Below are 12,484 nucleotides of genomic sequence, written 5' to 3' on the forward strand. Positions count from 1 at the left end.
GCGCTCATCGGCCCTGCGTGCCCGGGCGACCCGGCGTCGTCGCAGGACGCGCACCGGCCGCAGGCGCGGCGCCTTGCTGCGGCAGCGCGATGCTCGGCGTCGGGAAGGCGGCATCCAGCCGCTGGACGAGCAAGGTCGTCACGTCGGCCTGCGGATCGGAGGCGAGCGCCGCGTCCTTGCTGATGACGACCGACGCCTTGCGCTCGGCGCGGATCTGCTCGGCGATCGGCCCGGCACGATCGATGATCTGCTGGCGGACGTAATTCGCGACGACGTTCACCTCCTCGCCGAGCTGCTGCGCGGACGCCTGCGCCTGCTGCGCGCGCTGGAGCGACTGCTGGAGCTGGGTCTGCGTGGCGGGCGGGATCGGCGCGCCCTGCTTCACCGCGCCGCGCTGCGTCTCGAACGCCTGCGCCGCGGTGTTGGCGGCCTGCTGACGCTGCTGAAGCTGCGCCTGATACTTGGTCTGAAGCTGCTGCGTCCCGCTACGCCCGGCGGCCGAGTTCTGGAAGACGGCGTTGAAGTCGACGACCAGCACCCCCCCATCGCTGGAGGACGCGGCGAGCGCGGGCGCCCCGAACGAGACGGCCGCGGCGGCGGCGAGCATGGCGGACTTGACGAGCTTGGTCATCAGAACTGCGTTCCCACGTTGAAGGAGAAGAGCTTGGTATCGTCGCCTTTCTGCTTGACGAGCGCCTTGGCGATGTCAATCCGCAGCGGCCCGAACGGCGAGTTCCAGGAGACGCCGAAGCCGACCGATACGCGCGGGCTGATCGAGCTGCCGTAATAGACTTCCTGGAAGGCCGGGTAGAGGCTCGCGAAATAGGGGATGCTGTTCTGCGTCGTCGTGGTGGAGGCGCAGGAGGAGTCGGTACAGTAGAGCAGGTTGCCGCTGCCGTCCTTGGCTTGCGTCTGCCTCTGGACCGGGCTTGCCGAGCCGACGATCCGCGGCCGCTTCAGCCCGAACACCGACCCGGCATCGACGAAGATCGACGGCTTGAAGCCGGCCTCGCGCGCGCCAGACCCGAGCGGAACCTGCACCTCGAAGTGGCCGACATAATAGGCGCGACCTCCGAGCGCATCGTCCTGCAATTTGCCGCCGGCGAGATTGGGCTGGCACGACTGCCCCGCTGCCGGCGTGCCGCCGACCAGGCAGTTATAGCGGATGATGCGCGGGCCGACGCCGCGGATGTCGAAGCCGCGGATCTGCGGCTGGCCGAGATAGAAGCGGTCGGTCAGCCGGATCGCGTCGACCGCGTTGCCAGATGAGTCGGTACGATCGCCGGCATAGCCCCAGATGTAGCCGCCCTCGGCGTGGGTGTTCAGCACGAAGCCCGCGCCCAGGTTGCGGTAGTTGTCGGCGGTCGCCGTATTGCGCAGATATTTCACGCTGCCGCCGAGACCGGCCACATCCTGCCCGAACACCAGCCGGTTGCCCGCCGTCGGCGTGATGCGATTGTTCAGCGTGTCGTAGACGATGCTGTAGCCGACCGACGATGTCACCCGCTTGCCGATCGCGTCGCAGAGATACTGGCCCGCGATGATCGGGCTGCAGACGCCGTTGAGATAGTAGGTGCTCCGGTCGAGCGTCACGTCGTCGTAGTTCAACGTGTAGCGCGTCGCCAGCGACCAGTATTCGGTAAGTGGAACGCCCAGGCGGAGCTGGAAGCCCGTCGTCGTCTGATTGTAGGTCGTGTTGCGGTTGTTGTCGTTCGTGTAGTTGAACGAGCGGAAGTCCCGCCGGTAGACATCACCACCGAACGCCAAATTCTTGTCGAACAGGTACGGCTCAGTGAAGCCCAGGCTGAGCGACTTGGAGTAGGCCGAATAGTCGGCGCTGGCGCGCACCGTCTGGCCCTTGCCGCGGAAGTTGGATTGCTCGATCGACAGGCTGACGATGAACTTCTCCAGGCTCGAATAGCCCGCCGAGACCTGAAGCTGGCCGGTCGACTTCTCCTCGACATTGGCCTGGAGCACCACGCGATCGGGCGCCGAGCCCGGCTTCTGATCGACCTCAAACTTATCCTGGAAGAAGCCGAGCGAGCGGATGCGGTCGCGCGAGCGCTTGACGAGGAAGCCGTTGAACGCGTCGCCCTCCTGCAACCGGAACTCGCGCCGAACGACCTTGTCCTGCGTGTTGCTGTTGCCCGCGATGTCGATGCGCTCGACATAGACGCGCGGCGCCTCGTTGGCGTGGAAGTTCACGCCCATCGTCAGCTTCGACTGGTTGCGATCGAACTCGGGGCGGATGTCGGCGAAGGCGTAGCCGAGCGCGCCGGCGGTCTCGGTCATGGTGTCGACCGTGTCCTCGACCGCCTTGGCGTTGTACCAGTCGCCTTGCTTGACGTGGATGAGGGTCTTGAGCTGATCGGCCTTGAGGTCACGGATGTCGCTCTGGGCGTCGATCTTGCCGAACTTGTAGCGCTGGCCCTCATCCACCACGTAGGTGATGACGAAGTCCTTCTTGTCGGGCGTGAGTTCCGCTACCGCCGAGACGACGCGGAAGTCGGCATAGCCCTGCGTCAGGTAGAATTGCCTGAGCTTCTGCTGGTCGTAGGCGAGGCGGTCGGGATCGTAGCTGGTGCCGCCCGAGAAGACGTGGAGGAGGTTCGACTCCTTCGTCGCCATCTGCCCCTTGAGCTGGCTGTCGGCGAAGTGCGCGTTGCCGATGATGTTGATGCGCTTGACCTTGGACTTGTCGCCCTCGTGGATCTCGAACACCACGTCGACGCGGTTCTGATCGAGCAGCACCATTTGCGGATCGACGGTGGCGGCGTAGCGGCCTTGGCGGCGGTACAGCTCGATGATCCGGGCCACGTCGGCCCGCACCTTGGCGCGAGAGAATATCTCGCGCGCCTGGAGCTTGATCTCGGGCATGATCTTGTCGGACTTCAGCCGCTTGTTGCCCTCCAGCACGACGCGGTTGACCACCGGGTTCTCGCGCACCTTGATGGTGATGGCTCCGGGGCTGGCCGGATCGTCGACGATCTGGACATCGGCGAACAGGTCGGTCGCGTAGAGCGCCTTCAGCGCGGTGTCTCCGGCATCGCGCGTGTAGGTCTGGCCGACCCGCAGCGAGACGTAGGAGAGCACCGTCTCGGGCTCCAGGCGCTGGTTGCCGCTGACGCGGAGCGACCGGATCGTTTCGCCGCCCTGTGCAGGATCGGCGGCGGGAACGGGCGCGGCGGGTAGCGGCGCGACCGGAACGCGCGCGGCACGCGGCGCGCGGCGTTGCGCATCGGCGGGCGAAACCGCGCCCACGCCAAGGATGGTGCCGATCAGCAGCCCGGCCATGAGCCGGCTGCGGTTGGTAACAGTGGTCACGCCCTTACCCGCCTTGCCTGGGCGGCGGCATGGCCGCCTCCCTCCCCGCCTCGAAAGGCTTTCCGCCCCTGCCCGATAGCGTCCGGTCGATCAAGCCGGGCGGGTCCGCTTCATCCGATCAGCCCCGCGAGCCTCGCCCACAATCCCGCCATGCCAAGATCGTTGAAGGTGACGAAGAGCATGACCCCGAGGAGGAGCGCCAGACCGGATCGAAACGCCCACTCCTGCACGGCCGGCGCGACCGGCTTCCGCCGAACCGCCTCGACCACGTAGAAGAGCAGGTGTCCGCCATCCAGCATCGGGACTGGCAGCAGGTTGATGAACCCCAGGTTGATCGAGATCCCCGCCATCAGCAACGCCACCGCGAACCAGCCGAGCGTCGCCTGCTGCCCCGCCACCCGCGCGACGCCGACCGGACCGGACATCTCCTTGGCCGATCGCTCACCCACCACGATCTGGCGCAGCGCCACAACCGTCGTCACCACCGCGTCGCCGACATAGCCGGCGGCGCGCGCGGGCACCTCGGCGAGCGGCACCGGCTCCATCCGGCCTCCGCCGGCCGCGATGCCGAGCACGCCGATACGCGCGGTGTTGCCGAAGCGATCGCTCGTCTGCGAGGCCTTGGTGACGACGTCCAGCGCGGCCGGCTGACCGGCACGCACCAGGTCGAGGTGCATTCGCGTGTCGGGCCGCAGCGCCGTGTAGCCGCCGATATCCTCGAAGCGGCGGACGGCGACGCCGTTGATCGCGACGATGCGGTCGCCGGTGCGCAACCCCGCTTCGGCCGCGGCCGAGCGCGGGATCACGCGGGCGACGACCGGCGGCGTCACCGGCTCGCCGTAGGCGATCAGGATGCCCGCGAGCACGACGAGCGCGAACAGGAAGTTGACGGCCGGACCGGCCAAGACAATCAGGAAGCGCTGCCAGACAGGTTTCGCCTGGAAGGTGCGCGCGCGCTCGTGCGGCGGCAACGCCAGCCACTCGGCCGATGGCTGCGATGCGGGATTCATGTCGCCGGCGAACTTGACGTAGCCGCCTAGCGGCAGCGCACCGACCTTCCAACGCGTCCCCGCGCTGTCGGTCCAGCCGAGCAGTTCGCGGCCGAAGCCGATCGAGAAGGCATCGGCCTTCACGCCGCACCAGCGGCCGACCAGGTAATGACCGAGTTCGTGCAGGAAGATCAGCGGGCCGATTACCAGCAGAAAGCATCCGGCCGACCAGATCAGCGTTCCCACTCCGCTCATGCCGCAACCCTCTCCATCGCCTCTTCCGCACCAATGCGCGCGGCGGCGTCGATGGCGACAACGTCTTCAAGGTTAACCGGTGCGGCTGGATCGAAACGATCCAGAACGGCGGCGACAGTGTCCGCGATGTCGAGGAAGCCGATCCGTCCGCCGAGGAAGGCGGCCACGGCGGCCTCGTTGGCGGCGTTGAGAACCGCCGGCCGCGCGCCGCCTGCCTCCAGCGCCGCGCGGGCCAGCGCGAGCGCGGGAAAGCGCACGAAGTCCGGCGCTCCGAAATCGAGCCGGCCGATGCGGGCGAGATCCAGCTTCTGGCACGGCGTCGCCATGCGATCGGGCCAGGCGAGCGTGTGCGCGATCGGCACGCGCATGTCGGGCGAGCCGAGCTGCGCCAGCACCGAGCCATCGACATATTCCACCATCGAGTGGACCACCGACTGCGGGTGGACGAGGACGTCGAGCCGCTCGGCGCCCACCGGGAACAGGTGAAACGCCTCGATCAGTTCCAGCCCCTTGTTCATCATCGTCGCCGAGTCGATCGAGATCTTGGCGCCCATCGACCAGTTCGGATGCTTCACCGCTTGCGCCGGCGTCACGCTCCGCATCCGCTCCTGCGGCCAGTCGCGGAACGGGCCGCCGCTCGCCGTCAGCACGATGCGGGACACGCGGGCGGGGTCGCGCTCGTAACACTGGAAGACGGCGTTGTGCTCGGAGTCGACCGGCAGCAGCGTCGCGCCGGCACGTGCCGCCGCGTCCGTCATGATGGCGCCCGCCGAGACGAGCGATTCCTTGTTGGCGAGGCCCACGGCCTTACCGCGAGCAAGCGCCGCCATCGTCGGCCTGAGCCCGGCAAGCCCGACGATCGCCGCCATCGTCCAGTCGGCGCCCCGCGCAGCCGCCTCGACGATCGCGTCGGCCCCGCCCGCCGCCTCCACGTCGCTGCCCATGAGCGCGTTGCGCAGCTCGCCCAGCCGGCTCTCGTCGCCGATCACCGCCACGGCGGCGCGCGTGCGCCGCGCCGCCGCCGCGAGGCCGGCCACGTTGCGGTGCGCGGTCAGTGCCTCGACGCGGAAGCGATCCGGCTCGCGCTCGACGAGATCGAGTGTGGCGGTGCCGACCGAGCCGGTGGCGCCGAGAATGGTGACGCTCCTCACCCGATCGCCCCGCTGGCGACGATCGCGGCGACTAGGCACGCGACCGGCACGACACCGTCGAGCCTGTCCATCGCGCCGCCGTGGCCGGGCAGGATGGCCCCGGAGTCCTTCACGCCCGCTCGCCGCTTCATCGCGCTCTCGTAAAGGTCGCCCGCCTGCGCCGCAATCGCGAGCAGGCCTCCAAAGCCCGCGAGGCGCAGCGGCAGCCGCAGCATGATCGCGAGCGCCAAGCCGACGATGCCGGCCGCGGCGATGCCGCCGATCAGGCCCGCCCACGTCTTGTTGGGGCTGATCGCCGGCGCGAGCTTGGCGCCGCCGAAGCGTCGTCCCGCGAAATAGGCGCCGATGTCCGTCGCCCACACGATCGCCAGCGTCCAGAGCGTGAGGTCGATGCCGTCATACTGGCCGTGCAGGAAGAACAGCGAGAGCGTCGGCAACCCGGCGTACAGCATCCCCGCCGCGAGCCGCAGGTTGCGCGTCACCGCCGCCACCAGCGCCGCCGCCGCCGCCAGCACGAAGGGGGAGAAGACGTCCGGTATGTCGAGGTGCGGCTGCTCGACGAGCAGCGCCAGCGTCAGCCCGACGAAGGACAGCCACATCTGCCAGCGTTCGGCGGCGATCATCGACGCCCACTCGGCGAGCATGACCAGCGCGGCGACGGAGAGCAGCAGCCAGAACGGCGTCTGGCCCCAGGCGACGGCGAACAACGCGACGAGGATCAGCGCCAGCCCGGTGACCGTGCGGACGCCGAGATCGGATCGCTTCGGCTTGGGCGCGATGGCGGCCGCGTTCACAGGCCGCCGTAGCGCCGCTCGCGCCCGGCGAACACGTCGCAAGCCGCCGAGAGCGCGGCCGCGTCGAAGTCCGGCCACAGCGTGTCGGTGAAGACGAGCTCGCTATACGCCGCCTGCCAGAGCAGGAAGTTGGAGAGCCTGACCTCGCCCGAGGTGCGGATCAGCAGGTCGAGCGGCGGCAGCTCGGCGGTGTCGAGCCGTGCCTCGACGACCGCCTCGTCGAGCGCGTCCGGATCGATCTCGCCGGCGCGCGCCTCGCGCATCAATCGGCGGGTAACGCGCAGCATCTCGTCGCGCGCACCGTAGTTGAGCGCGATCGCGAGCGTCAGCGCACGATTCGATGCGGTGCGTGCGATCGCGTCGTCGAGCATGGCCACGATGTCGGGTTCGAGCTTGCGCCAGTCGCCGACGATCTTCAGCCGGACGTCGTTGCGGGCGATCTCTTCCAGTTCGCTGGCGACGAAGCGGCGGAGCAGGCCCATCAAGTCCGCGATCTCCGTAGCGGGCCGACGCCAATTCTCGGAGGAGAAGGCGTAGAGCGTCAACGCCTCCAGTCCCATCTCGCAAGCCGCGCGCACGGTGCGCCGCACCGCCTCGGCACCCGCGCGGTGGCCGGCGACGCGGGGCAGGCGACGCGCCTTCGCCCAGCGGCCGTTGCCGTCCATGATGATCGCGACGTGGCGCGGACCCGCGCCCTCGTCACCGCCCCCCGGCTTCGGCATCGGGCGCCCGCGCGGGCTCACTTGCCGAGGATTTCCTTTTCCTTGGCGGCGGTAGCGGCGTCGATGTCGGCGATCGTCGCGTCGGTCAGCTTCTGGACCTCGCCTTCGTGGCGCTTCCGATCGTCTTCGGAGAGGCCGGCCTTCTTCTCGTCGGTCTTGAGCGTGTCCATGCCGTCGCGGCGCACGTTGCGGACGGCGATCCGCGCCTTCTCCGCATATTGCCCGGTGAGCTTGGCCAGCTCGCGGCGGCGCTCCTCGGTCAGGTCCGGGATCGGCAGGCGCAGCGTCTGACCGTCGACGATCGGATTAAGCCCGAGGCCGGCCGAGCGGATCGCCTTGTCGACCGGCCCGACGTTGGTCTTGTCCCACACCTGCACCGACAGCATGCGCGGCTCCGGCGCCGACACGGTGGCGACCTGGTTGAGCGGCATGGCGGCACCGTAGACGGTCACGTTGACGGGATCGAGCAACGCCGTCGACGCGCGGCCGGTGCGCAGCCCCTGAAGGTCGTGCCTCAGCGACTCGACCGCGCCGGCCATGCGGCGCTCCAGGTCTGCCTTGCTATACTGCGGTGCCGCCATCTCAGTCTCCGTTACGCACGATCGTTGCGGTGCCCTCGCCCGCCAGCACGCGGGCCAGGTTGCCCTGCTCGCGGATGTTGAACACCACGATCGGAATGTCGTTGTCGCGGCACAGCGCGACCGCGCTCGCGTCCATCACCTTCAAGTCCTTGGCGAGCACGGTGTTGAAGCTCACCGTCTCGTAGCGCTTGGCGTCGGGCACCTTCTTGGGATCCGCGTCGTAGACGCCGTCGACCGAGGTGCCCTTGAACAGCGCGTCGCACTTCATCTCGGCGGCGCGCAGCGCCGCGCCGCTGTCGGTGGTGAAGAAGGGAGATCCGACGCCGGCGGCGAAGATCACCACGCGGCCCTTCTCCAGATGCCGCTCGGCGCGCCTGCGGATGAAGGGCTCGCACACCGAAGCCATCGGGATCGCCGACTGCACGCGCGTCTCGACGCCGAGCTGCTCCAGCGCGTTCTGCACGGCGAGCGCGTTCATGACGGTGGCGAGCATGCCCATATAGTCGGCGCTCGCCCGGTCGAAGCCCTTGGCGGCGGCGGCGAGGCCGCGAAAGATGTTGCCGCCGCCGACCACGATGCAGAGCTGGTAGCCGGCCTCGCGGATCGCGAGTATCTCCTCGGCGACGCGCGTGACGGTGTCGGGATCGATACCGAACTGGCCCGGCCCCATCAGCACCTCGCCCGAGAGCTTCAGCAGGATGCGTTGGAAGCGCGGGCGGGTCATCGGTGCGGGTGCGTCCATCGGCTGGGGCTGGTCCGGCGGACCTTAGAGACGAGGGCCCGGACTGCCAAGCAGCCCGAGCCCCGCCCGGATACTATTCGGAAGCGTCCATCTCAGGCGGTCGGCGCCGGCTCCTTAGGCGCGGTGCCCGCCGCCGCCGCGACTTCGGCGGCGAAGTCCGACGTCTGCTTCTCGATGCCCTCGCCGAGCTGAAAGCGGACATAGTCCTTGAGTTCGATCGGCTGGCCGGCGTCCTTCGCGGCCTTCGCGACCACATCGGCTACCGGCGTCTTGTTGTCCATGACGAAGAGCTGGCTAAGCAACGCCGCCTCCTTCTTGAATTTGGCAACCGCGCCCTCGATCATCTTCTCGATGATGTTGTCGGGCTTACCGCTCTCGGCCGCCTTGTCGCGCGCAATGCCACGCTCGCGTTCGATGGTGTCGGCATCGAGACCCTCGGCGTGGAGCGCCTGCGGGCTGGCGGCAGCGATGTGCATCGCGATCTGCTTGCCCAGCGGCTCCAGCACGTCGGCGCCGGCCGGGCTCTCCAGCGCGACGAGCACGCCGATCTTGCCCATGCCGGGCACCTGCTGGTTGTGGACGTAGGGCACGACGACGCCCTGCCCGACTTCCAGCACGCGCACGCGGCGCAACGTCTGGTTCTCGCCGATGGTCGCGACGTTGGCGGTGAGCGCGTCGGACACCGTGCCGCCCCCCGGGTAGGAGGCGGACTTGAGCTGCTCGACGTCGCCACCCGACTTGAGCGCCAGCTCGGAAACGTTGCGCACGAACGCCTGGAACTGCTCGTTCTTGGCGACGAAGTCGGTCTCGGAGTTGACCTCGACCGCCGCTCCACGCGTGCCGGCGACCGCCACGCCCACGAGGCCCTCGGCCGCCGTACGGCTGGACTTCTTCGCCGCCGAGGCGAGGCCCTTGGAGCGCAGCCAGTCGACCGCGGCCTCCATGTCGCCGCCGGTCTCGGCGAGCGCCTTCTTGCAATCCATCATGCCCGCGCCGGAGCGCTCGCGCAGCTCCTTCACGGTCGCAGCGGTCACTTCCGCCATGTCGCTATTCCTTTCAGACGTGGACGCGCGGACGCCGCCCGCGCGGAGACGATCCCGGCCGCAGCCGGGATGCCCCTTGATTGTTACGCCAGCGCGGCTTCGGCCGGCGGCTCGTCCATCGCGCCGATATCGAAGCCATGCTCGACGCGGCCCTGCTGCCCGCCGCGCGTCGCGGCCTCCGACACCATCTCGCAATACAAGCGGATGGCGCGGCTGGCATCGTCGTTGCCCGGGATCGGGAAGGCGATGCCGTCGGGACTGACGTTGGTGTCGAGCACCGCGACGACCGGAATGCCCAGCGTGTTGGCTTCCTTGATCGCCAGCTCCTCCTTGGAGGCGTCGATGACGAACATGACGTCGGGGATGCCGCCCATGTCGCGGATGCCGCCGAGGCTCAGTTCGAGCTTGTCGCGCTCGCGGGTGAGCTGGAGCACCTCCTTCTTGGTGAGCCCCTGCGTGTCGCCCGAGAGCTGCTCCTCCAACGACTTGTAGCGCTTGATCGAGTTGGAGATGGTCTTCCAGTTGGTGAGCATCCCGCCCAGCCAGCGATGGTTGACGTAATGCTGCCCGGCCATGCGCGCCGCCTCGGCGATCGGCTCCTGCGCCTGACGCTTGGTGCCGACGAACAGCACCTTGCCGCCCGACGACACGGTCTGGCTGATGAACTCCAGCGCGCGCGCGAACAGCGGCACGGTCTGCGAGAGGTCGATGATGTGCACGCCATTGCGATCACCGAAGATGTAGGGCTTCATCTTCGGGTTCCAGCGGTGCGTCTGGTGGCCGAAATGCGCGCCGGCGTCGAGCAGCGCGTGCATGGATACGGCAGGTGCTGCCATCGTGGATAACTCCTTCCGGTTATACCTCTGCGAGGCAGTGACCGTTCGCGAGCGAGCCCGCACCCGGCACCGGGCTATGTCGCCCCGCATGTGGAATGGAGGCGCAGGTAGCGGCGATCGGCGCGCGTCGCAAGGCTTGACATCACGGAACATATGTGGAACAAGGAACCATCCACAGCGTTTATGGTTAACGGTCGACCAAGATGGTCGGCTTTGGCCGCCAGGAGGGCCTGTTCATGCTTCACATGCTTGCTACGCTCGTCAGCCTTTTCGTCCTGTTCGGTGCGGGGAGCGTCATCGCCACGTCGCTTGCGGAGCGAAAGGATGCCATCGGAGGCGCGCTCGGGGTCGCCGCTCGTCCGCGTGCCGTTGTCGCCGTCGCTCGGCGTACGCGCGTGCGCTGGTACAATGTCAAGCCGGTGTCGCTCGCACGTCCGCTGCGGTCGCGGTCCGCCGCTTGATCCGGGCGTAGGATCGTATCGCGAGCGGGATCGCCGCGAGATAACAGAGCGACAGGGCCGACAGGCTGGGCCAGGGGGCGTTGATGAGAGCGCTCGCGAAGATCGCGAAGGCGACGAGCGCACCGAAGCGGACGCCGCGGCGAAGGCGGAGCGAAGACCAGCCATAGGTTGGGATGCTCGAGACCATCAGCAACGCCACGGATGCCGTCCACGGCGCCACCACGTAGGTGGAGCGGAACAGGTCCTCGCCGGTCGCCAGCCAGAGGTAGAGGGGGGTGAGCGCGGTGCCCGCCCCGGCCGGTGCCGGGATCCCGGTCATGAAACCCGCCGCCTTGCGCGGCTGTTCGGTGATATCGATCTGCGCGTTGAAGCGCGCGAGGCGCAGGGCGCAGCAGACCGCGTGGCTGAGCGCGATCGTCCAGCCGAACTGCGGCATGAACTGCAACGACCACAAATAGAGCACCACCGCCGGCGCCACCCCGAAGGCGATCACGTCCGACAGCGAATCGAGCTCGGCGCCAAACCGGCTCTCGCCCCGCAGCAGCCGTGCGATGCGTCCGTCTAAGCCGTCGAGCACGCCCGCGACGACGACGACCGCGACCGCCAGCTCCCACTTGGCCGCAATGGCGAAACGTACCGCCGAGAGGCCGAAGCAGAGCGCCAGCGCGGTCACGGCATTGGGCGTGACCGCGCGCAGCGGGATGCCGCGCCGCGACCCGTCGCCGATCGGTTGGGTCACCCGCGCCATGTCCGCCCCCGACCGTTCACGCCGCCCGCCTCATCCGGTCGCCCTCACTGCGCGATGCCCTCGATCCGATCGTCGCGCCCGACGACCGCGACGATCGTCTCGCCCGCCAGCGTGCGCTGGCCGAGCAGCACCTGAGCGCCCGTCCCCGCCGGCAGGTACACGTCGACGCGGCTGCCAAAGCGGATGAGGCCGACGCGCTGCCCGCCCGCAACGATGTCGCCGGGCTTCACGAACGGCACGATCCGGCGCGCCACGAGCCCGGCGATCTGCGTGAAGCCGATACGGTTGCCGTCGCGATCCTCGACCAGGATGTGCTGGCGCTCGTTCTCCTCGCTGGCCTTGTCGAGATCCGCGTTGAGGAACTTGCCCGAGACGTAGACGACGCGGGCGATCGTGCCGCCCACCGGCGCGCGATTGATGTGCACGTCGAACACCGACATGAAGATCGACACGCGCGTCACCGGCCCGGGCGGCAGCGCCCCCTCGCCCACCAGCTCGCGCGGAGGCGGTACCGTCGCGATCATCGTCACCAGCCCGTCGGCCGGCGCCACGATCGCGCCGGGCGTGCGCGGCGTGGTGCGGATCGGATCGCGGAAGAAGGCGAGCACCCACAAGGTCACCAGCACGCCGAGCCAGCCGAGCGGCTGCCAGGCGACGAACAGCAGCAGCGTCAGCCCGGCGGAAATCGCCGCGAACTTGAAGCCTTCGGGGTGAATCGCGGGAAAACGCCAGCGCACGGTGCTGGTGCCGATCTCCGGCTTGTCGAGGGACGTCATGGCCGCCGTCCTAAGCGGTCGCCCGTCCGGTGTCACGGTTGATCCATGCGGCGGCTGGGCCT

General features: G+C 68.7%; 12 protein-coding genes. All 12 read right to left on the bottom strand.

All coding sequences use genetic code 11. From position 1 onward, the window contains the following. Positions 1-4: 4 nt before the first annotated feature. Entirely contained in the window at positions 5-631 is a 627-nt protein-coding gene (locus ACOFKX_RS01645; protein WP_419825361.1) for an OmpH family outer membrane protein, read from the bottom strand. Further along, entirely contained in the window at positions 631-3,294 is a 2,664-nt protein-coding gene (gene bamA / locus ACOFKX_RS01650; RefSeq protein WP_419827313.1) for an outer membrane protein assembly factor BamA, read from the bottom strand. The genes ACOFKX_RS01645 and bamA overlap by 1 nt, the downstream gene beginning before the upstream one ends. A 140-nt stretch (positions 3,295-3,434) precedes the next feature. Further along, positions 3,435-4,568, bottom strand: a complete 1,134-nt coding sequence (locus ACOFKX_RS01655; RefSeq protein WP_419825362.1) for a M50 family metallopeptidase — start codon at positions 4,566-4,568, stop codon at positions 3,435-3,437. Continuing rightward, on the bottom strand, positions 4,565-5,719 hold the full coding sequence (locus tag ACOFKX_RS01660) for a 1-deoxy-D-xylulose-5-phosphate reductoisomerase (protein ID WP_419825363.1): 1,155 nt from the start codon (positions 5,717-5,719) through the stop codon (positions 4,565-4,567). Before ACOFKX_RS01660 ends, ACOFKX_RS01655 begins: the two co-directional genes overlap by 4 nt. After that, entirely contained in the window at positions 5,716-6,513 is a 798-nt protein-coding gene (locus ACOFKX_RS01665; RefSeq protein ID WP_419825364.1) for a phosphatidate cytidylyltransferase, read from the bottom strand. Before ACOFKX_RS01665 ends, ACOFKX_RS01660 begins: the two co-directional genes overlap by 4 nt. After that, positions 6,510-7,235 (bottom strand): isoprenyl transferase, encoded by a 726-nt coding sequence (locus tag ACOFKX_RS01670; RefSeq protein WP_419825365.1) that lies wholly within the window; start codon positions 7,233-7,235, stop codon positions 6,510-6,512. The genes ACOFKX_RS01665 and ACOFKX_RS01670 overlap by 4 nt, the downstream gene beginning before the upstream one ends. Positions 7,236-7,252: 17 nt before the next feature. Beyond that, positions 7,253-7,816 (bottom strand): ribosome recycling factor, encoded by a 564-nt coding sequence (gene frr, locus ACOFKX_RS01675; protein WP_419825366.1) that lies wholly within the window; start codon positions 7,814-7,816, stop codon positions 7,253-7,255. A gap of 1 nt (position 7,817) precedes the next feature. Next, positions 7,818-8,540, bottom strand: a complete 723-nt coding sequence (gene pyrH / locus ACOFKX_RS01680; protein WP_419827314.1) for a UMP kinase — start codon at positions 8,538-8,540, stop codon at positions 7,818-7,820. Positions 8,541-8,650: 110 nt separating this feature from the next. Then, positions 8,651-9,601, bottom strand: a complete 951-nt coding sequence (tsf, locus tag ACOFKX_RS01685; RefSeq protein ID WP_419825367.1) for a translation elongation factor Ts — start codon at positions 9,599-9,601, stop codon at positions 8,651-8,653. An 83-nt stretch (positions 9,602-9,684) separates the two neighbouring features. Beyond that, on the bottom strand, positions 9,685-10,437 hold the full coding sequence (gene rpsB / locus ACOFKX_RS01690; RefSeq protein ID WP_419825368.1) for a 30S ribosomal protein S2: 753 nt from the start codon (positions 10,435-10,437) through the stop codon (positions 9,685-9,687). Positions 10,438-10,848: 411 nt separating this feature from the next. Further along, a complete protein-coding gene (locus ACOFKX_RS01695) occupies positions 10,849-11,646 on the bottom strand; it encodes a CDP-alcohol phosphatidyltransferase family protein (protein WP_419825369.1) in 798 nt (265 codons plus the stop codon). A 44-nt stretch (positions 11,647-11,690) separates the two neighbouring features. Next, positions 11,691-12,422 (bottom strand): phosphatidylserine decarboxylase, encoded by a 732-nt coding sequence (locus ACOFKX_RS01700; RefSeq protein WP_419825370.1) that lies wholly within the window; start codon positions 12,420-12,422, stop codon positions 11,691-11,693. Between the last annotated feature and the right edge of the window lie 62 nt (positions 12,423-12,484).

It is taken from the genome of Sphingomonas sp., assembly GCF_965200105.1.
In the GTDB taxonomy this organism is placed as follows: Bacteria; Pseudomonadota; Alphaproteobacteria; order Sphingomonadales; family Sphingomonadaceae; genus Solisphingomonas.

What these genes read in the sequence shown, in the direction of transcription:
- ACOFKX_RS01645 (WP_419825361.1), bottom strand. Translation starts at nt 631, where the DNA reads ATGACCAAGCTCGTCAAGTCCGCCATGCTCGCCGCCGCCGCGGCCGTC.
- bamA (WP_419827313.1), bottom strand. Translation starts at nt 3,294, where the DNA reads ATGGCCGGGCTGCTGATCGGCACCATCCTTGGCGTGGGCGCGGTTTCG.
- ACOFKX_RS01655 (WP_419825362.1), bottom strand. Translation starts at nt 4,568, where the DNA reads ATGAGCGGAGTGGGAACGCTGATCTGGTCGGCCGGATGCTTTCTGCTG.
- ACOFKX_RS01670 (WP_419825365.1), bottom strand. Translation starts at nt 7,235, where the DNA reads ATGCCGAAGCCGGGGGGCGGTGACGAGGGCGCGGGTCCGCGCCACGTC.
- frr (WP_419825366.1), bottom strand. Translation starts at nt 7,816, where the DNA reads ATGGCGGCACCGCAGTATAGCAAGGCAGACCTGGAGCGCCGCATGGCC.
- pyrH (WP_419827314.1), bottom strand. Translation starts at nt 8,540, where the DNA reads ATGACCCGCCCGCGCTTCCAACGCATCCTGCTGAAGCTCTCGGGCGAG.
- tsf (WP_419825367.1), bottom strand. Translation starts at nt 9,601, where the DNA reads ATGGCGGAAGTGACCGCTGCGACCGTGAAGGAGCTGCGCGAGCGCTCC.
- rpsB (WP_419825368.1), bottom strand. Translation starts at nt 10,437, where the DNA reads ATGGCAGCACCTGCCGTATCCATGCACGCGCTGCTCGACGCCGGCGCG.
- ACOFKX_RS01695 (WP_419825369.1), bottom strand. Translation starts at nt 11,646, where the DNA reads ATGGCGCGGGTGACCCAACCGATCGGCGACGGGTCGCGGCGCGGCATC.
- ACOFKX_RS01700 (WP_419825370.1), bottom strand. Translation starts at nt 12,422, where the DNA reads ATGACGTCCCTCGACAAGCCGGAGATCGGCACCAGCACCGTGCGCTGG.